The sequence below is a fragment of the Mycobacterium sp. E1386 genome (assembly GCF_001672745.1).
Classification (GTDB): domain Bacteria; phylum Actinomycetota; class Actinomycetes; order Mycobacteriales; family Mycobacteriaceae; genus Mycobacterium.
In genome coordinates, this window is record NZ_LZKH01000097.1 from 22,406 (window position 1) to 41,452 (window position 19,047).

The following is a 19,047-nucleotide window of genomic DNA, read 5'->3' on the forward strand; positions in this document are numbered from 1 at the left end:
CCTTGGTCGGCCGCCGCGAACCGGGCGATAGAAAAGTTGAGCAATTCATGACCGCAGCAGCAGAAAAGTCAACGCTCGAATCACGCGTCGGCCACTACTACCGAGTCGACGACAGCTACCGGGTCTCCTCTGAGAAGGTGCGCGAGTATGCGCGCGCGGTGCAGGACTATCACCCCGCGCACTGGGATGTCGCGGCTGCCGCGAAACTCGGCTATTCGGGCCTGGTGGCGCCGCTGACGTTCACGTCGATCCCCGGCATGGTCGCCAACCGGCACCTGTTCGAATCGGTGGTCGTCGGTTACGACATGTACCTCCAGACCGAAGAAGTCTTCGAGCAGCACCGGCCGATCGTGGCCGGCGATGAACTGCACACTGACGTCGAGCTGTCATCGGTGCGCAGAATCGCCGGCAGGGATCTGATCACTGTGACCAACACGTTCACGGACGCGGCCGGCGAACGGGTGCACACCATGCACACGACCGTCGTCGGAGTCACCGCGGACGACGTCGATCCAGCGATGCTGACTGCCGCGGAGAACGTGGTGATGCACGACGTGAATCTCGCCGGGATCGATACCTCCGAAGCGGCATACCGCAAGACGGAACGTCCCGAGGCCGACGTGCGGATAGCGCAGGGCGGCACGCAACGCATCCCGGGCACCATCTCCTTCGATGACCTCAAGGTCGGCGATGAGCTGCCGGTGCACCACGCCCGGCTGTCCCGCGGCGACCTGGTGAACTATGCCGGCGTGGCCGGCGACGCCAACCCGCTGCACTGGGACGAGAACGTCGCCAAGCTGGCAGGCCAGCCCGATGTGATCGCCCACGGCATGCTCACCATGGGTTTGGGTGCCGCGTTCGCCTCCGCATGGTCGGGCGACCCCGGTGCGGTGACCCGCTATGCGGTGCGATTGTCGCAGCCCGCTGTCGTGTCGGCCGCCGGCGGTGCGGACATCGAATACAGCGGCCGGATCAAGTCGCTGGACCCGGAGACCCGCGCCGGTGTGATCATCGTCGGCGCTAAATCCGGTGGCCGCAAAATCTTCGGCTTGGCGACGTTGAACATCCGCTTCCGCTGACCGGCCCCGCGGGGACGGTATGCAGTCGGCCCGCGTCAGCGGGCGCACGGGCCCGAAACACCTTGATTGCCTGTGTGATTGACCATCCCAAGCGGCTGCTGCGGTGGTGCAGCAAAACGCGCGGAATTTCTGCTTGCCGACTGCAGGTGCTGGCGGCCACGGTTAGGCGGCCGAGCTTGGCCAAGCTGCGCGAACGCCGAGGACCGGCTGCCGACGCCGGCCATGTCCCCACCGCGCATCCCAAGGCCAACGGCCCTTCTCGTCAGCCCAAACCAATTGCAGGGCACGAACCCGTGGGCCGAAGAATTCGACCGCGAACTTCAAGTGGACGTCGGGATGCTCGACCTCGACCACCTCGATAAGAAACCTGTCTTGGTAGTCGATGTGCATCGCCGGTGCCAGCACGGTGTGGTCGTCGACGATCATGTGAGCAATGGAATTCAGCACGCGACAAGCCGTGTCGGCGGGCAAACCTGTCATCAATAACTCTGGTAGCCCTCGATCGTGTAGCCCGACCGTGTAGGCGAACGGTCTATTTTCGCTCTCGACATACTGAACCGCCCAACCGCGTTCGCGCATGATTGCACGCAGTGCGTCCAGGTATTGCTCGGTTGTGCCGTCTGGATTGTCGCATTGCCAGCACATCGCCGTTCCCTTTCGTCGTGGTTGCGCACCAGCATGCACGCAGCCTCCGACAAGTTCCCGGACGCGCACCACCGAGACCACGCCCTAAGGTCACTAGGGCCTAGCAGACTTGCTCAACCACATTGTTCAACTATCCGTTGGGCATCAAAAGCTCAGTCGCGAGAGTCTTTTGACTCGCCGCCCACGATGCCAGGACGGCTAGACCGTCAGCGGTCGGCGTGCCCGCGGCTGCGGTGTAGACGTTGAGGTGCAGGTCGGGTTCGGCGGCCAGTTCCATGGACTCGTAGTCCAGGTCGAGCCGGCCGACGATCGGGTGGTGCACACGCTTGCGTCCGGACCGCAGTACCCGCACATCATGAGATGCCCACCGCCGCCGGAATAGCTCACTGCACGTTGAGAGTTCGCCGACCAGGGCGATCAGCTCGTCGTCGTGCGGATTGCGGCCGGCTTCCATGCGTAGCTTCGCCGCGACATCACAAACGATCTGGTCGTAGTCGACGAAGAGAGATCTTGCCGTCTCGGGATCTAGATACACGAACCGCGCCATGTTCGCGGGCCGTCGGGGACCGGCCAGCACCGGTGAATATAGCGCGCGGGCAAGTTGATTCATGGCGAGCACGTCGAAGCGGGCGTTGCGGATCCATGCTGGTGCATCGGTGATGGCGTCAAGCACCTGTTGTAGCGCCGGGCGCACCGTCACGTCCGCCTTGCGACGGCGCGTACCGCTGGGATTCCCGGATCGACGCGCCAGGTGAAACAGGTGCAGACGCTCCGCCTCGTCGAGCTGCAAGGCAGAAGCCACCGCGTCGAGCACGCCGGGGGAGGCGCTCGTGAGGCCGCCGCGCTCCAATCGCACGTAGTAATCGACCGATATCCCTGCTAGCAGCGCTACCTCCTCGCGCCGCAGACCTTTAACCCGGCGGTTGCCGCCGTACGCGGGCAGGGACGTCTGTTCGGGTGCGATCCGGGCGCGACGCGAGCTGAGAAACTCCCGGATCTCGGTGCGCAAATCCGTCGTGGCCATTTCCTCACCGTAGGGCAGCCCCGCAACCGAAGGGAGGTCCTGCGGGTGCCCCGGTGACTGCGCTACCCGTGGCTCCGGTGTCCACGGCAGCCCGCGTGCACGCTTACGTGCCGGACGCGGTCGTGGCTATGCCGCCGTCGACCGGGACGATCGCGCCCGTCAGATAGGCCCCAGCCCTGCTGGCGAGGAAGACGGCGACACCTGCCATGTCGTCGTCGCGACCGAGCCGGCGCAGGGGGGCCGACGCCGCGATCGTATCGCCCATCGCATCGAGTGTGGTCGCCATCATCTGAGACGGAAATGCTCCTGGCGCTACCGCATTCACCGTCACGTGCTGGGGTCCGAGTTCCCTGGCGAGCACCCGGGTGAGCTGATGCAGTGCTGCTTTGCTGCTGGCGTACGAGTAGTTGGGCGACTGCGCGACGTGGATGGCAGCGATGCTGCCGATGTTGATGATCCGCGCGGGGTCGTCGGGGGTGCCCGCGCTGAGTAGCGCGGGTAGCAGAGCCTGCACCAGCCAGAACGGCGATTTCAGGTTGAGGTCGATGACGGTATCCCAGGCCTCGTCGGGGAAAGTCGCCAGCGGCTCACGCCACATCGCCCCCGCGTTGTTGACGAGGATGTCTAGGCGGTCGGAGCCTATGGTGACGACGTCGGCGAGACGCTGACACTCGTCGTGTCTGGACAGGTCGGCGGGGATCGCCTGCACCTCGCCGAACTCGGACAGCAGCTGTTGTGCCTCCGCGCAAGCGTCTGCGTTGCGTGAGCTGATGATCACGCGGGCACCTGCTTGGAGAAGCCCGCGGGCTATCATCATTCCGATCCCCCTGGTGCCACCGGTGACGAGGGCGTTCTTCCCGGTCAGATCGAAAAGCCCAGTGTGCGTGGTGAATTGGTCATCGGACATGCGTCGCCTTCCATCATTAGTTGCGCGGCGCTTCGCTCAGCAGCGAACCGGCCACAACAAATTAGGCCGCCCTTCCGGGCAGCAGGAAGATCCTGGCGATACAGGTACTGGCAGAGCCACCCCGGCGCAGTGACCTGCAATCCGCCTGACGCGCGGGCGCTCCGTGAATGCTTTCAATGACCTGTCGACTCTGCCGAACACCAGCAGCAAGATTCCGAAATGTTCCGTGAGACCCCAAGCGCCGCGTCGCCCTACCGCGCCATGTTGGAGAACCGCGACAAGTGCAGCTGGTGCGCGACGGTGACCGTCTTGGTCGGGCCGTTACGGTGTTTGGCCAGAATGAAATCCGCCTCTCCCCCGCGCGGATCGTCCCGCTCGAAGGCGTCCGGCCGGTTCAGCAGGATCACCATGTCGGCGTCCTGCTCCAGCGATCCCGACTCACGAAGGTCAGAGAGCATCGGCTTCTTGTCGGTGCGCTGCTCGGGGCCTCGGTTCAGCTGGCTGATCGCGACCACGGGGACCTCGAGCTCCTTGGCCAACAGTTTGAGTTGGCGCGAGAACTCCGAAACCTCTAGCTGCCGCGACTCGACCTTCTTTCCCGACGACATCAGCTGCAGATAATCGACCACCACCAGACGCAGGTCGGCCTTCTGCTTCAGCCGGCGCGCCTTGGCGCGAATCTCCATCATGGTGAGGTTCGGCGAGTCGTCGATGTACAGTGGCGCCTCGCTGATTTCGCTCATCCGCCGCGCCAGGCGCGTCCAGTCGTCGTCGCTCATGCGCCCGGAACGCATGTCGGCGAGTTTGATCTTCGCTTCCGCCGACAGCAGCCGCATGACAATCTCGGACTTGCTCATTTCCAGCGAGAAGATGACGCTGGCCAGCCGGTGCTTGATCGAGCAGGACCGCAAGAAATCCAGGCCGAGCGTGGAGTTATGGGTGGGAACCATGGCGTTGCTCGCCAGGTACAGGTGGCTGTCGTTGTCCACTTCGACACACCGCACGGGAACGCTGTTGACTGGGCGGACATCCACGATGAAGCGCGATCCGGTGCGGGCGGTTCCGGTCGCGGCCCGGCGCTCCTTGTGCAGCATAGCCTTTCGCGGTAGCGCGAACACCGCGTCGTCGGTGGAGAACGTCAGCGTGTAGGCGATGCTGGACGATTCGCTGCGGCCTCGCACTCGCTTGGTCGAAGTTTGGCAACGATAGCCGAGGCTCACGATCAGCTCGGCGACATCGCACGCCAGCCGCTGGTTGGTAACGGCAAACTGAACGGCCCCGCCACCCGTCACGGTCCCGTCGGTGTCGAGTAGACCGGCGAGCAGCGCGCGTCGCTGCGTCTCGGATGCCCGCAGGTAGTCCATCGGAATGTGCTTGTTTCCGAGCACTCCGAGCGTCCGCAGCCGCGCCTGCAACGTCCCCACGGCGTTGTGGCAGCTCTGGCACAACCGCAGCCCGCAGGAGGGCCCGCCGCAGCGCACGCACGTGGGAACCGGCACGGGAGCGGAGACAAACCGTGCGCGGCCACCGCATGAGCGTCCGCAAGTCCGCACCTGGCTGGTGTGGGGGGTGAAATCCTTGCCGCATACCACGCACTGCCGAGGAGCCGGCTCGGCATCAGCGGGAAGGCGCAGTTGGTAACGGTATCGAGCGGAGCTCGATGGGACCGCGACGAAGCCGTCGGCTTCGATCCGCATAATGAGCTCGGGATCGGCCGTGGTGATCTGGGCCGCGGCGCTGGTGCCGTCGCCGAGCCAGGCACCGAGAGTGTATGCGGGAACCAGCAATTCGCGATCCGGCAGGTCGAGTGCGCGCGCGTTGACCACGCTGTGGTTCAGCCGCCGGTCCAGCGTGTTGCAGCGCACGGTGTCGGCGATCTCGGCAGTCGTTCGCACCGCCGCAAAGGTGCGCTGATTCTTATACCGGTTGTAGCCGACGGCGGCCGCCTGCGCCGACTTCCGGGACGCGCGCGTCTCGGTCAGCCACTGATGCTCCGCGTCGGCGACGATGACCGTCCCGTCGGAGAACTCCACCTCGTAACAGGGCCGGCCCAGCATCACCTCGGTGGCGGCCACCACCCGCGTCGGCAGTCCGTCGGCGCCAAGCAACTCATCACCGACCGCGACATCGCCCATCGTCGTCCAGCCGGTCGGTGTGGGCAACGGCGTATCCAATGCGAGTGCCTTGCCCACGCCAGGCCTGGCCGCCACGATGATCATCTGCCCGGCGTGCAGACCGTTGGTCACCTCGTCGAGTTCGGTGAAGCCGGTCGGCACCCCGCGCGCCACCCCGCCGTTGGAGGCGATGGCGTCGATCTCGTCCATCGTCGGCTGCAGCAGGTCCTCCAGCGGAACGAAATCCTCCGTCGTCCGCCGGTCGGCAACCTCGTAGATCTCCGCCTGCGCTCGGTCGACCACCTCGGCCACGTCGTCGGCCTCGGCGCCCGCGTAGCCGTACTGCACGACGCGCGTGCCGGCCTCCACTAGTCGGCGCAGCAGCGCCTTCTCGGCCACGATGGTCGCGTAGTAACCCGCGTTGGCCGCCGTGGGCACAGTCGAAATCAGGGTGTGCAGGTATGGCGCCCCGCCGATGCGGCGCAGCATCCCCCGGCGGTCCAGTTCCGCGGCCACGGTCACCGCGTCGGCAGGCTCGCCGCGGCCGTAGAGGTCCAAGATGGCGTCGTAAACGTTCTGGTGCGCGGGGCGGTAGAAGTCGCCGGGCCGCAACCGCTCCAGCACATCGGCGATGGCGTCCTTGCTCAGCAGCATGCCGCCCAGCACCGCCTGCTCCGCCGCGAGATCCTGCGGTGGTTGACGGCCGAAGTCCTCACTGGGCGCCGACGAATCCATGCCCGACGCCAAGTCATCGACGACCGCCATGGATCCCTCCTCCCCTGCCACGCATCCGAACGTACATTCGAAAACCGCTTTCGTCAGCGTAAGTCAAGGAGCCGACACTTTCGCCCCACAGCACTCGCACGCCATGCGCCGGGACGACGTTAGACGTTGCTGGCTAGTAGGTGAAAGGGCCGCTGTTCATGAACCTGTGCATCGTGTGTGCATATCCATCGACACCTGTGTTGAGTGGGGTGTGTAGAACCTGTGTATGAATTCAAGGGGCTCTGACATCGGTGCTGTTAAGGGCCATGTAACGCGACGAAATTCGTGTGGACAAGAATCTCTACGGCGTGTCGTCGCAGGTTACTGCGCCGGGCGTGTTGGCTTTCGGCCATATTTTCGCAGCGTTACGGCCGGGTAAATAGGGTCCGCTGAACACCCCCGGGCGATAGTTCGCTAGGACGCGCGTCCGCGACCACCCGCCATGCGGCCCGGGCGCGTGACTGCAGCACAACTAAGCCCGGCGGCGGCCGATGATGGCCGCCGCCGGGAAAGAGCAAACGCTGGAGGCTTAGCTCTCCGCGACGACCTCGAGAGCGATCTCGACATTGACCTCGGGATGCAGGTGCACGGACACCGGGTGGGTGCCGACAGCCTTGATGTGCGACTTGGGCAGCCGCACGATCCGCTTGTCCAGGTTCGGCCCACCGGCCTGCTTGATGGCCGCGACGACGTCACCGGACGTCACCGAGCCGAACAGCTTTCCGGAGTCGGCCGCGGTCCGCACCGGCAGTTGGACGGGACCCAGCGCCTCGATCGCGGTCTTGAGTTCGTTGGCGTGTGAGAGGTCGCGCACCGCCTTGCCTTCGCGGGAGCGGCGGATCTCGTCGGCCTGCTTCTGCGCACCGCGTGAGGCGACGATCGCCAGACCGCGCGGGAGCAGGAAATTGCGGCCGTAGCCGTCCTTGACCTCGACCGTGTCGCCGACGGTACCGAGGTGGTCGACGTCGGCCGTCAGAATCAGCTTCATCGTTTTCGTACTTTCGCTTTGGATTCGGCGGCTATCGTGCCGAGGACGTGAAGGGCAGCAGAGCCACCTCGCGGGCATTCTTCACCGCGATCGCGATGTCACGCTGGTGCTGCACGCAGTTCCCGGTGACGCGCCGCGCCCGGATCTTGCCGCGCTCACTGATATAGGTGCGAAGCAACGCGGTGTCCTTGTAATCGATCGCTTGCCCCTTTTTCGAGCAGAAGACACACTTCCGCGTCTTGACCGGCTTTTCCGGAGCCGGACGTCGCTTGCTGGACTTAGCCATGACTGTCTTTCTTTCCGTTTCTTACTGTTGAAGTTTTTTAGAACGGCGGTTCGTCGTCGCCGCCGCCGAAGGACCCGGATGCCGGGGCGCTGCCCCACGGGTCGTCGGCGGGCGCGCTGCTCGCCGGCGCCGAGCCCTGACGGGACCCGCCCCCACCGCCGAAGCCGCCGCCACCGCCGCCGCCGCTGCGACTGGCCTTGTTGACCTTCGCCGTGGCGTACCGCAGCGAGGGCCCGATCTCGTCGACCTCGACCTCGACGACGGTGCGCTTCTCACCTTCGCGCGTCTCGAAGGAACGCTGCTTGAGCCGGCCCGTCACGATCACGCGTGCGCCGCGGGTGAGGCTCTCGGCGACGTTCTCGGCGGCCTCCCGCCAGATGTTGCATCGCAGGAAGAGCGCCTCGCCGTCCTTCCATTCCCCGCTCTGGCGGTCATAGATTCGCGGGGTCGACGCCACGGTGAAATTCGCGACGGCGGCACCGGACGGGGTGAACCGCAGTTCGGGGTCGGCGGTCAGATTTCCGACAACGGTGATAGTGGTGTCACCAGCCACAGTTTCCTCCTCGTTCCGCCTGCTACTCGCTTCTCCGACGGTGAATGGCACGTATCCTCGCTGAGCCTACGCAAGTCCACCGACCGTGGGCCCGCGACTCAGCCACGGGTGTTAGTGCTTGTCGGTGCGCATCACCTTGGTGCGCAATACCGACTCGTTGAGGCTCAGCTGGCGGTCGAGCTCGGAGACCGTCGCCGGCTCCGCCTTCAGGTCGACGACGACATAGATGCCTTCGGCGTGCTTGGCGATCTCGTAGGCCAGCCGGCGCCGGCCCCAGATGTCGACCTTTTCGACGGTCCCGCCGTCTTTCCGGACGACGTTCAGGAACGTCTCCAACGACGGAGCAACGGTGCGCTCGTCGAGCGTGGGGTCAAGAATGACCATGATTTCGTATGGACGCATGGAAACCTCACCACCTCCTCTGGTCTGCACGGCCACGGTCGTTCCGTGGCAGGAGGGTCGCCTGCGTCGGCAACCGCACAAGGCTACCGGATGGGCGCGGTGGCCTCCAAAAGCGCGACGAATCCGGGCCCTCGAGCAACCCGGCTACTGCCGGGCGTCCAAGTATTCGGTGGCCCTGTCGACCGTCGCCTGATCGGCCTTGACCAGGGCACCTGAATCGAACGGCGGCTGCGGGTCGTATTCGATGAGCAGCTGAGCGGCCTGGGCGGCCTGGCGGTCGACTAGGAGCTCGACCAGCCGTAAGGCCATGTCGATGCCGCTGGACACCCCCGCCGCGGTGATGAGCCGCTGCGGCAGGTGCTCGACGACCCGGTCCGGCACGTACCGGGCGCCGAGCTCGTTGAGCAGGTCCCTGGCGCGCCAGTGCGTCGTGGCGGTGAGCCCGTCGAGCAAACCGGCGGCGGCCAGCAGCAGCGCACCGGTACACACCGACGTGGTGAAGGTCGTCGCCGGGTGTACGGTTTGTAACCATTCGCGGATGGTGTTGTCGTGGATCAGCCGGCGCGTGCCGATCCCGCCGGGGACCAGCACCACGTCCGGCGAGGTGACCTCGTCGAATCTCGCGTCGCAGCTGAGGCCGAGCATCCCGTTTTCCGTGCGCACCTCGCCCCGGCGGTGGCCGATGAACACCACCTCGACCGACGGGATGCGTTGCAACACTTCGTAGGGCCCCACCGCGTCGAGCGCGGTCACCCGGGGGAATAACGGGACGGCGACGAGCGTCATGGCGCCACGCCGGCCGGCACCGGGGACTCGATCTCGGGCGCCGGAGCGCGGCGCATGCCGGCCGGTCGTAGCCAGTCCGGCAGCCACCGGGGCGGGGCGTCGGGCGCACGATCGAATGGGCCGCCCGACGGGTCGTCCGCCCGGCCGTTCCAGCGCACCAAGTCTTCATCGGGCCGGTAGATCTGACGGATCACCAAGGCGCACAGCCCGATTACGGCGATGTCGCGCAGCAACACCGTCGTCGTAAAGAATTGCTCCGGCAGCGAGCGGTTCGGGTTGCCGTATAGGTAGTACATCCGCGGCACCCACACCACCGCATCGATGGTCATCCACGCCAGCAGGATCCGGCGATGCGGCAAGGCCAGCACCGCCAGCGGCACCAGCCAGAGCGAGAACTGCGGGCTCCACACCTTGTTGGTCAACAGGAAGACGGCCACCACCAAGAACAGCAACTGCGCCAGCCGCGGCCGCTTCGGAGCGGTCAGCGCGACGTATGCGATTGCCGCACAACCGGTTACGAACAGGACCGTGACCACGGTGTTGAGCACGGTGGGCGGCTCCCAAAACCCGAGTTTGGCGTCGAACCCGTGCCAGCCGGTGAACGATTTCACCACGTTGTAGAGCGAGTCCATGTCGTCGCCCCGTCGGGTGTTGAGCCGGAAGAACTCCGACCAGCCGCGGGGAAACAGCACCAACACCGGCAGGTTGACCAACAGCCAGGTGGCCGCGGCGGTTACCGCCGTTCGAGCCAGAGCGCGATAGCGCCCGGTCCGGATCGCCAGGACCGCCATGGGACCCAGGAACAACAACGGATACAGCTTGGCCGCGGCGCCCAATCCGATCAGCACGCCGGCCGGCACCGGTTTGCGCCGCGCCCAGGCCAGCACTCCGGCCATCGCGAATGCCGTTGCCAGCGCGTCGAAATTGGTGAAGATCTGGAAGATCAGCAGCGGCGACGCGGCCACCAGGGCCGCATCCCAAATCCGGCGCCCCGCCAGGCCGGCCGTCGACCAGACGGTGGCGAGCCAGGCCAGCGCCAGACCGAACGCCGCGACGTTGAAGAACATCACCACCTCGGCGACCACCGGCAGCGGAGCCAGCTTGCTCAGCGCGGTGTAGGTCTTCGCCAGCGCCATCGACACGTACTGATACATCCCGGTCAGCACCGGATACTCCATGTAGCGCACCGCGGGCCGGCCGTCGTAACGGGTCTGCGGGGTCCCGCTGCCGTCGGTCTCGATCCAGCTCGACTTGTACGGAAACTTCCCCTGGCTCAACAGCTCCGCGCCATAGAGCGGAACGGTATCCGAGTAGCACAGCTCGTAGTACGCGCGTTGGTTCTCCCAGTTGGCTACCCGCTGATCGCCGGTCCCGGTGCCGGTGCTCTGCAGGCAGGCGGCCTTGGTCGACCAGCCGAGCGCCAGGAATACCAGTCCGATCAAGAACATCACCCGCAGTGGCGTCATCACCCGGGCACGCCCGATCAGCGCGTGCCTGCCCACCGGCCCCCCGGCGACTTCTGCCAGGGCGGCGCCCAGTGAGTCGGTGCGGCTCGGGCAGTCGCGGTTGTCGACGCTACGCAGATCGCCGGCGAGCGGCTCTGGAGAAATGGTGGTGCTGCGATGCTCGGCCCCGGTCACGGCGGTGGCTGGCCAGCCGGCGCGGGAGCTTGCGGACCACCCGGCGGGACGCCCGACTCGGGACCGCCAGGGCCGCCACCGCCCGGCGGTGCCGGCCCAACAGTGACCGTCGTGGGCGGGCCGACCGGGATCGTGATGCCCGGCGCCACCTCGACGGTGGGCTGAATAACGGTCACCGAGGGCGCGGGCGGCGGAGGTGGCGGCGCCGGGACACCCGCGTATCCGCCGATTTCGGTCGGCTTGGGGAAGGATTCATTGGAGGTGCCCTTCAGGGCGCCGTCCATCGTCGATTTCCAGATGTCCGACGGCAGCCCGGAGCCGTAAACCGGTGCGCCCGAGGCGGTTACGAGCGGCACATCACCTTTGGCGGTGCCCACCCACACGGCCGTCGACAACGACGGCGTGTACCCGACCATCCAGGCGTCCTTGTCGGCGGTGGTGTCACCCAGCTGCGTGGTGCCAGTCTTGGCCGCCGACGGCCTGCCGCCGGACAAGGAGTGCCCGCGCGAGTAGCTGGCGATCGGCTCCATGGCCGCGGTGACGTTGTCGGCGACGGCCTTGGGGATGCGCTGCTCGCCGTTGTTGTCGGACTTGCTCGCGTCGAAGAGCACCTGCCCTTCGGAGTTGACGACCTTCTGCACGAAATGCGGCCGGTGGTACACGCCGGAGGCGGCCAGCGTGGCGTACGCCGAGGCCATGTCGATCACCCGGGTCTGGTACTGCCCCAGCACGATTCCGTTGTTGGGTGGCCCGCCCTTGCCGTCCTCGGACAGCGTGTGGTCCACGCCGGGGAAGCTGGTCGCGATACCGGCCTGGTGCGCGGCGTCCGCGACGGCCTGCGGTCCGCCCTTGAGCTTGAGCATCAGCCGGTAATAAGAGGTGTTCAGCGATTGCTTGAGCGCCTGGGCGATGTTGCACGTCCCGCAGCCCTCGCCGTCGACGTTCGTGATCTTGATGCCGTCGACCGTCAGCGGCGAACTGTCGACCTGATATCCCAGACCGATCCCCTGCTCGAGCGCGGCGACCAAGGCGAACACCTTGAACGACGAACCGGTCTGCAGACCCGCCTGCGCGAAGTCGAAACCCTGGGCGTCCGCACCGCCGTAGTACGCGCGTATCGACCCGTCGTGCGGGTCGATCGACACCACCGCCGACCGCATGTCCGGGTCTTGTCCGTCAAGGTATTTCGATACCGCCTTCTCGGCGGCCTGCTGGGCTTTCGGGTCGATGGTGGTGGTGACCTGTAGGCCCTGCGTGTTCAGAGTCCGCTCGTCGATGTTGAACAGCTCCATCAACTCTTTGGTCACCTGGCGCTCGATCAGCCCGTTGGGTCCCGTCGTCTGGTTCTCCGCGCGGGCCTGATCGGGCGGCACCGTCTGCGGGAACTCCTGCGCGGCACGGTCATTTGACGACAGCGCCTTGGTCTCCACCATGCCGTCGAGCACCCAGTTCCAACGGGCCCGGGCCCCCTGCGGATCGACGGCCGGGTCGAGTGACGACGGCCGGCGGATCAGCGCCGCCAGGAGCGCCCCCTCCGAGACGGTCAACTGCTCGACGGGCTTGTTGAAGTACGCCTTGGCAGCGGCGGAGATGCCGTAGGCGCCCCGGCCGAAATAGATGATGTTCAGGTAAGCCTGCAGCACATCGTCTTTCGACCACTCCCCCGACATCTTGGTGGCGATCACCAGTTCCTTGGCCTTGCGCATCAGGCCGCTGACGCCGTGTTGAGCCGAGCCCACCAGCGCGTTCTTCACGTATTGCTGCGTGATGGTCGACCCGCCCTGCAGATCGCCGTTGCCGAACAGGTTGTTGTTCACCGCCCTGGCAAAGCCGCTGAAATCGAACCCCGGGTTCGAGTAGAAATTGCGGTCCTCGGCGGCGATCACCGCCTGGCGCACGTGCACCGGCACCTGGCTGATGTTGACGTCAACCCGATTGCCTTCGGGCGGAATGATTTTCGCGATCTCTGACCCGTCGCTGGCGAGGATGGTGGAGACCTGGTTGGTGCGCAAATCGCCCGGCTTGGGGATGTCGACGATGAAGTACGCCATGGCGAACGTGACGATCGGCAGGAGCACGAGCACCGCCGCCGACAGGTAGGCCGCGCGGCGCACCCACAACCAGTTGATCTGCTGGGTCCAGTGGACGTCACGCGGCGGCCGGGGCCCGAAACCGTCCGGCCCACCGCGGCGACCCCCCGGACCGAGCGGCGGTGGCGGCCCTTCCGGCGGCCGGCCTCCCGATGGTGGCCCTGCGCGGCGCGGAGGTGTCCGGCTGTCCAGCGCGGCCTTGACCTCCTGGATCGCGTCCCGCTGCACGGGCGTCGATGAAGGGCTGTCGAGCGCGGCTTTGACTTCCTCGATGCTGGGATCGGGCCGCCGAGGCGACCGGTCATCGACGACCGGCGGAAGGATCGTGGTCAGCCGGTCATCGGGCGGAACCCCACGGCGTTGGCCGGCGGCCGACGGCGCGCCACGCGGGCGCTCGCCGCTTCCATGTTTTCCCACCCGCTCAGTCGCCGACCCATCCGCGTCGCCGGACGACTGGTTGTGGCGTCCGTCGTTATTCAATGGCCGTGCGCGTGCCGTTTCGCGCCGTCCGCGTACCGCGGGTGCCCTTGGGAGGGCGCGCCGCTCCGAGCACGTACGACTTGACCAGATGATTCCACTCGCAGGTTCGGCATACCTCCACCACGTGGACGGCGAACTCCTCGAATCGGGTCGCCAGCATGACCAACTCTTCGGCGGTGCGTGCCGAGCCCGATACCGGACCGAGGTGTTCGCCGAACACCCACGACACCAGAGTCAGCTGCTCCTTGCGGCAGATCGGGCACATGACCTGGCTTGGTTTCCCGTGAAACTTGGCGGCCCGCAGCAGATAAGGGTTCGCGTCACACACCTCCGACACGCCCGTGCGGCCCGAGTACACCTCGGCCAGCAGTGCTCGCCGCCGGAGCGCGTAGTCCACCACTTGTCGCTGCAGTCGCACGCCCACCAGAGTACGTCGCCATCCGGACCACCGATACGCAACCAAACCCGTCGCGGCCCGAGCCGAGTACAGGCGCGTGAATTCTGTGCCGGACCGGGGCCGGACTCTACGATCATCCCCGTGGCGAAATGGCTCGGGACGTCGTTGGGCGGCGCTGTGGCGGTGAACACCCGCGCCAAAGACATCAACCGGCAGGACGCTTGCAAGATCCTGGACAACGCCCTGACCGACGGCGAGCTCTCCATGGAGGAGCACCGGGAACGGGTCAGCGCGGCCACCAAGGCGATCACGCTCGGCGATCTGCAGGCCCTGGTGACCGACCTGCAAACCGACAGCAGCGCGCTTCAGACGCCGGTGGTCAAAGCCCGGCCGGTGCCGCCGAAGCTCCGCGGTTGGGGGGTTCTTGCCGCCGCCTTCGTCGTCTCGGTGCTGTTGGGCGTCGGCATCGGGTGGGGCATATACGGCAACACCCAATCACCGCTGGACTTCACCACCGACCCCGGAGCCAAGCCCGACGGTGTCGGCCCCGTGGTGCTGACCCCGCCCACCCAATTGCATTCGGTCGGCGGGCTGACGGGCCTGATCGAGCAAACACGCAAGCGGTTCGGCGACGTCGTGGGGTATCGACTCGTGATCTACCCGACCTACGCCGTCCTCGACCGGCCGGACCCCTCCGACGATCGCCGGGTGCTGGCCTACACCTACCGCGGGGGCTGGGGCGACCCGAGCAGCTCGGCCAAAAGCTCCGCGGACGCTCCCATTGCGGTTGACCTGAGCAAGTTCGACGTCACGGCGACGGTGGGCATCATGCGGGGCGCCCCGCAGACCCTCCACATGAAGCCGTCGGACGTCAAGACCGAGTACCTGAACATCGAACCGGCGACGGACCCCACCACCCCCGGCGCGCTCTCGCTATCGCTGTATGTCTCGAGCGACTACGGTGGTGGCTACATCGTCTTCGCAGGTGACGGCACCGTCAAGCAACTCAATCTGCCGTCTTAGCCAGCCGGTCCCCGGCGCGATTCGATTTCGGCGCACCCGAACCAATAGCGGACGAACATTCGGTGGTGTTGTGGCGAATATATCGAGACGATACGATTACGCGAGGCGTCGAACCGTCGTAACCAACCGTGCAAAGGGGGTGATTCGATGCTTGAGCTCGCCATCCTGGGCCTTCTCATCGAATCGCCGATGCATGGTTACGAGTTGCGCAAACGGCTGACCGGCCTCCTCGGTGCGTTTCGTGCGTTCTCGTACGGTTCGCTGTACCCGGCCCTCCGGCGGATGCAGGCCGAAGGGTTGATCGCCGAGGACGCCGCCCCGGCCGGAACGCCCGTTCGGCGGGCCCGGCGCGTCTACCAGCTAACTGACGAGGGCCGTCGGCGCTTCGCTGAGCTGGTGGCCGACACCGGCCCGCACAACTACACCGACGACGGCTTCGGGGTGCACCTGGCGTTCTTCAACCGGACTCCGGCGGAGGCGCGGATGCGCATCCTGGAAGGCCGCCGCCGTCAGGTCGAGGAGCGGCGAGAAGGCCTGCGCGAAGCCGTGGCGCGGGCCAGTAACTCGTTCGACCGCTACACCCGCCAACTTCACCAACTGGGGCTCGAGTCCAGTGAGCGCGAAGTGAAGTGGCTCAACGAGCTCATTGCTGCGGAGCGGGCGATGCCCGGCCTCTCCGAGCAGACGTAAAACCCCTGCACGAAATTCATCAGCTGCGACACAGAGTTATGGAGTTAGGAGAACGCCCTTATGAGTGACCAGAACGCGCCAATCGCGTCGACGGAGGTACGAGTCGCCATTGTCGGCGTCGGTAACTGCGCGTCTTCGCTGGTACAGGGCGTCGAGTACTACCAGAACGCCGACGAGAACAGCACCGTGCCCGGCCTGATGCACGTCAAGTTCGGCCAGTACCACGTGCGCGACGTCAAGTTCGTCGCCGCGTTCGACGTGGACGCCAAGAAGGTCGGCTTCGACCTGTCCGACGCGATCTTCGCCTCCGAGAACAACACGATCAAGATCGCCGACGTGCCGCCCACCAACGTGGTCGTGCAGCGCGGCCCGACGCTGGACGGAATCGGCAAGTACTACGCCGACACCATCGAGCTGTCCGACGTCGAGCCCGTCGACGTGGTCAAGGCGCTCAAGGACGCCGAGGTCGACGTGTTGGTGTCCTACCTGCCGGTGGGCTCGGAAGAGGCCGACAAGTTCTACGCCCAGTGCGCCATCGACGCCGGCGTGGCGTTCGTCAACGCGCTGCCGGTGTTCATCGCCTCGGACCCGGTGTGGGCCAAGAAGTTCGCCGACGCGGGCGTGCCGATCGTGGGCGACGACATCAAGAGCCAGGTCGGCGCCACCATCACCCACCGCGTGATGGCCAAGCTGTTCGAGGACCGCGGCGTGCAACTGGACCGCACCATGCAGCTCAACGTCGGCGGCAACATGGACTTCCTCAACATGCTCGAGCGCGAGCGGCTGGAGTCCAAGAAGATCTCCAAGACGCAGGCCGTCACCTCCAACCTGCAACGCGAGTTCAAGACCAAAGACGTGCACATCGGCCCGTCCGACCACGTCGGCTGGCTCGACGACCGCAAATGGGCGTACGTGCGCCTGGAGGGTCGCGCCTTCGGCGACGTGCCGCTGAACCTGGAGTACAAGCTCGAGGTGTGGGACTCGCCGAACTCGGCAGGCGTCATCATCGACGCGGTGCGGGCGGCCAAGATCGCCAAGGACCGCGGCATCGGCGGCCCGGTCATCCCGGCGTCGGCCTACCTGATGAAGAGCCCGCCGCAGCAGCTGCCCGACGACGTCGCGCGCACGCAGCTCGAAGAGTTCATCATCGAGGGCTAACTCGGTTCGAACTCGGTTCGACCTACTGACCCGCGGGCGTAACGCCACGGCGATTTCTCCTTTGGATTCGCCGCAGCGTTACGCTCGCGGTCGTTGCAGCCGATTCGTCGCGCCCCCTGCAGCGAATGGCCTTGCGGCAGAAGCACGAATGATTACCGATCGCCCCATCGGATGACCGAGCGACGCACCCCTTCTGGCCCGCCGATGGCCGACGTCGTTACGGCCTCTAAGCGGCGGCGCTAGTGTCTGTAGATCGTGACCGAAATCTCCGGAGACGAACTGGACGGACTGTCTGAGTTCTCGCTGCTGCACGAGAACGCCGAGCAGGCCGGCGTCGAGGGTCCGCTGCCCGACGTCCAGCGGGTCGAATCGGGCACGGCCGAGGGCAAAATCAGCGCGCTGCGCTGGGGTGCCACTCCCCCGCGGATCGTCTTTCTGCACGGCGGCGGCCAAAACGCGCACACCTGGGACACCGTCATCGTCGGCCTCGGCGAGCCCGCGCTGGCCGTAGACCTTCCCGGGCACGGCCATTCGGCATGGCGCGAGGACGGTGACTACTCGCCACAGATCAACGCCGACGCCCTGTTGCCGGCACTACGTGAACACGCCTCCGAAGCCGATCTCGTCGTGGGCATGTCGCTGGGCGGCTTGACCGCGTTACGGCTGGCCGCCGTGGCGCCCGAACTCGTCAACGAGCTGGTCTTGATCGACGTCACCCCGTCGGCGCTGCAGCGGCACTCGGAGATGACCAAGGAACAGCAGGGCACGGTGGCGTTGATGCACGGGGAACGCGAATTCCCAAGCTTCCAGGCCATGCTGGACCTGACGATCGCCGCGGCGCCACACCGCGAGGTGAAGGCGCTGCGCCGCGGCGTATTTCACAACTCGCGCCGGCTGGACAACGGCAACTGGACGTGGCGCTACGACGCCATCCGTAAGTTCCCCGACTTCGACGTCCTGTGGGAGGACGTGGACAAGCTGTCGGCGCCGATCACCCTTATCCGCGGCGGCAAATCGGGATTCGTCAGCGACGACGACGCGGCCGAACTCAGCCGTCGCACAAAGCATTTCCGCGCGGCGCACGTCGTCGAGGATTCCGGTCATTCCGTGCAAAGCGACCAGCCCCTCGCCCTCATCGGTCTGCTGCGCGGGGTGCTCGACGCGGGTTGAGCCTACGGTGGTCTCATGAGCCCTGACCGCCCCATCCGCATCGGCGTGCAACTGCAGCCTCAGCACGCGCCGCAGTATCGCCAAATCCGGGACGCCGTGCGTCGCTGCGAGGACATCGGCGTCGACATCGCCTTCAACTGGGACCACTTCTTCCCCCTCTACGGCGATCCCGACGGTGCGCATTTCGAATGCTGGACGATGCTCGGGGCGTGGGCCGAGCAGACCTCGCGCATCCAGATCGGCGCGCTGGTCACGTGTAACTCGTACCGGAATCCTGAGCTGCTGGCCGACATGGCCCGCACGGTCGATCACATTTCCGACGGCCGGCTTGTGCTGGGGATCGGCTCGGGCTGGAAGCAGAAGGACTATGACGAGTACGGCTACGAGTTCGGCACCGCGGGCAGCCGCCTCGACGACCTCGCGGGCGCGCTCCCCCGGATCAAGGCACGGCTAGCGAAACTGAACCCCCGGCCGACCCGCGAAATCCCGATCCTGATCGGCGGGGGCGGTGAGCGCAAGACGCTGCGACTGGTCGCCGAATACGCCGACCTGTGGCACAGCTTCACCTCCGCCGACGAGTTCCCGGCCAAGGCGGACGTCCTGGCCCGGCATTGCGCCGACGTCGGCCGCGACCCGGCGAGGATCGAGCGCTCGGCCGCCGTGCAGGACGGCGGCGGGCTGGTCGACAATGCCGAGAAGCTTGTCGGCCTCGGAGTCACGCTGCTGACCGTCGCGTGCGACGGACCGGATTACAACCTCGGCGCGGCGGAAGCGCTGTGCCGGTGGCGGGATAGTCGTTAGCCCCGTCGCCGACCATTTATCGGTGAAACCCCGGAAAATACGAGCCCGC

Annotated in this window: 17 protein-coding genes and 1 pseudogene; 6 read left to right on the forward strand and 12 right to left on the reverse strand. The window is 66.3% G+C overall.

Annotated elements, in window-relative coordinates:
* Positions 1-47: 47 nt before the first annotated feature.
* Positions 48-1,079, forward strand: coding sequence for a fused (3R)-hydroxyacyl-ACP dehydratase subunits HadA/HadB (locus A5709_RS11085; protein ID WP_068119888.1), 1,032 nt, complete (start codon positions 48-50; stop codon positions 1,077-1,079).
* Between the two features lie 162 nt (positions 1,080-1,241).
* Here A5709_RS11085 and A5709_RS11090 read toward each other — a convergent pair whose 3' ends face one another.
* The 12 genes and pseudogenes from A5709_RS11090 to A5709_RS11145 all read right to left on the reverse strand — a co-directional run bounded on the left by A5709_RS11090 (position 1,242) and on the right by A5709_RS11145 (position 14,177).
* Positions 1,242-1,805, reverse strand: a complete 564-nt coding sequence (locus A5709_RS11090) for a DUF4262 domain-containing protein (protein ID WP_369806146.1) — start codon at positions 1,803-1,805, stop codon at positions 1,242-1,244.
* A 49-nt stretch (positions 1,806-1,854) separates the two neighbouring features.
* Positions 1,855-2,748, reverse strand: a complete 894-nt coding sequence (locus tag A5709_RS11095; RefSeq protein ID WP_068119890.1) for a helix-turn-helix domain-containing protein — start codon at positions 2,746-2,748, stop codon at positions 1,855-1,857.
* A gap of 103 nt (positions 2,749-2,851) precedes the next feature.
* Entirely contained in the window at positions 2,852-3,655 is an 804-nt protein-coding gene (locus A5709_RS11100) for an SDR family oxidoreductase (RefSeq protein ID WP_067949251.1), read from the reverse strand.
* 251 nt (positions 3,656-3,906) lie between these two features.
* The gene (gene dnaB, locus A5709_RS11105) at positions 3,907-6,534 is read right to left on the reverse strand and encodes a replicative DNA helicase (protein WP_068119892.1); all 2,628 of its coding nucleotides are present in this window, start codon (positions 6,532-6,534) and stop codon (positions 3,907-3,909) included.
* A gap of 529 nt (positions 6,535-7,063) precedes the next feature.
* Positions 7,064-7,522: a 50S ribosomal protein L9 gene (gene rplI / locus A5709_RS11110; protein ID WP_068012092.1), complete on the reverse strand. Its 459-nt coding sequence runs from the start codon at positions 7,520-7,522 to the stop codon at positions 7,064-7,066.
* 31 nt (positions 7,523-7,553) lie between these two features.
* The gene (rpsR, locus tag A5709_RS11115) at positions 7,554-7,808 is read right to left on the reverse strand and encodes a 30S ribosomal protein S18 (protein WP_066950849.1); all 255 of its coding nucleotides are present in this window, start codon (positions 7,806-7,808) and stop codon (positions 7,554-7,556) included.
* Between the two features lie 37 nt (positions 7,809-7,845).
* Entirely contained in the window at positions 7,846-8,361 is a 516-nt protein-coding gene (locus tag A5709_RS11120) for a single-stranded DNA-binding protein (RefSeq protein WP_068012091.1), read from the reverse strand.
* Positions 8,362-8,472: 111 nt separating this feature from the next.
* On the reverse strand, positions 8,473-8,763 hold the full coding sequence (gene rpsF / locus A5709_RS11125) for a 30S ribosomal protein S6 (RefSeq protein WP_036362157.1): 291 nt from the start codon (positions 8,761-8,763) through the stop codon (positions 8,473-8,475).
* A gap of 144 nt (positions 8,764-8,907) precedes the next feature.
* Positions 8,908-9,549, reverse strand: coding sequence for a DJ-1/PfpI family protein (locus A5709_RS11130; RefSeq protein ID WP_068119893.1), 642 nt, complete (start codon positions 9,547-9,549; stop codon positions 8,908-8,910).
* A gap of 9 nt (positions 9,550-9,558) precedes the next feature.
* A pseudogene (locus A5709_RS11135) lies at positions 9,559-11,189 on the reverse strand (glycosyltransferase family 87 protein); the annotation flags it as partial.
* Positions 11,186-13,759, reverse strand: a complete 2,574-nt coding sequence (locus A5709_RS11140) for a transglycosylase domain-containing protein (protein ID WP_369827306.1) — start codon at positions 13,757-13,759, stop codon at positions 11,186-11,188. The gene A5709_RS11140 and the pseudogene A5709_RS11135, both read right to left, overlap by 4 nt.
* Positions 13,752-14,177 (reverse strand): DUF5318 domain-containing protein, encoded by a 426-nt coding sequence (locus A5709_RS11145; RefSeq protein ID WP_068119927.1) that lies wholly within the window; start codon positions 14,175-14,177, stop codon positions 13,752-13,754. The genes A5709_RS11140 and A5709_RS11145 overlap by 8 nt, the downstream gene beginning before the upstream one ends.
* Positions 14,178-14,297: 120 nt before the next feature.
* Between A5709_RS11145 and A5709_RS11150 the strand changes: the two genes are divergently transcribed.
* From A5709_RS11150 to A5709_RS11170, 5 genes are all read left to right on the forward strand, one after another.
* Positions 14,298-15,179, forward strand: a complete 882-nt coding sequence (locus A5709_RS11150) for a DUF1707 domain-containing protein (RefSeq protein WP_068119896.1) — start codon at positions 14,298-14,300, stop codon at positions 15,177-15,179.
* A gap of 147 nt (positions 15,180-15,326) precedes the next feature.
* Positions 15,327-15,869 (forward strand): PadR family transcriptional regulator, encoded by a 543-nt coding sequence (locus A5709_RS11155; RefSeq protein ID WP_067949264.1) that lies wholly within the window; start codon positions 15,327-15,329, stop codon positions 15,867-15,869.
* A gap of 60 nt (positions 15,870-15,929) precedes the next feature.
* Positions 15,930-17,027, forward strand: a complete 1,098-nt coding sequence (locus A5709_RS11160) for an inositol-3-phosphate synthase (protein ID WP_055399549.1) — start codon at positions 15,930-15,932, stop codon at positions 17,025-17,027.
* A 255-nt stretch (positions 17,028-17,282) separates the two neighbouring features.
* On the forward strand, positions 17,283-18,197 hold the full coding sequence (locus A5709_RS11165) for an alpha/beta fold hydrolase (RefSeq protein ID WP_068119898.1): 915 nt from the start codon (positions 17,283-17,285) through the stop codon (positions 18,195-18,197).
* 15 nt (positions 18,198-18,212) lie between these two features.
* Positions 18,213-18,998, forward strand: a complete 786-nt coding sequence (locus tag A5709_RS11170; RefSeq protein WP_068119900.1) for an LLM class F420-dependent oxidoreductase — start codon at positions 18,213-18,215, stop codon at positions 18,996-18,998.
* Positions 18,999-19,047: the final 49 nt, after the last annotated feature.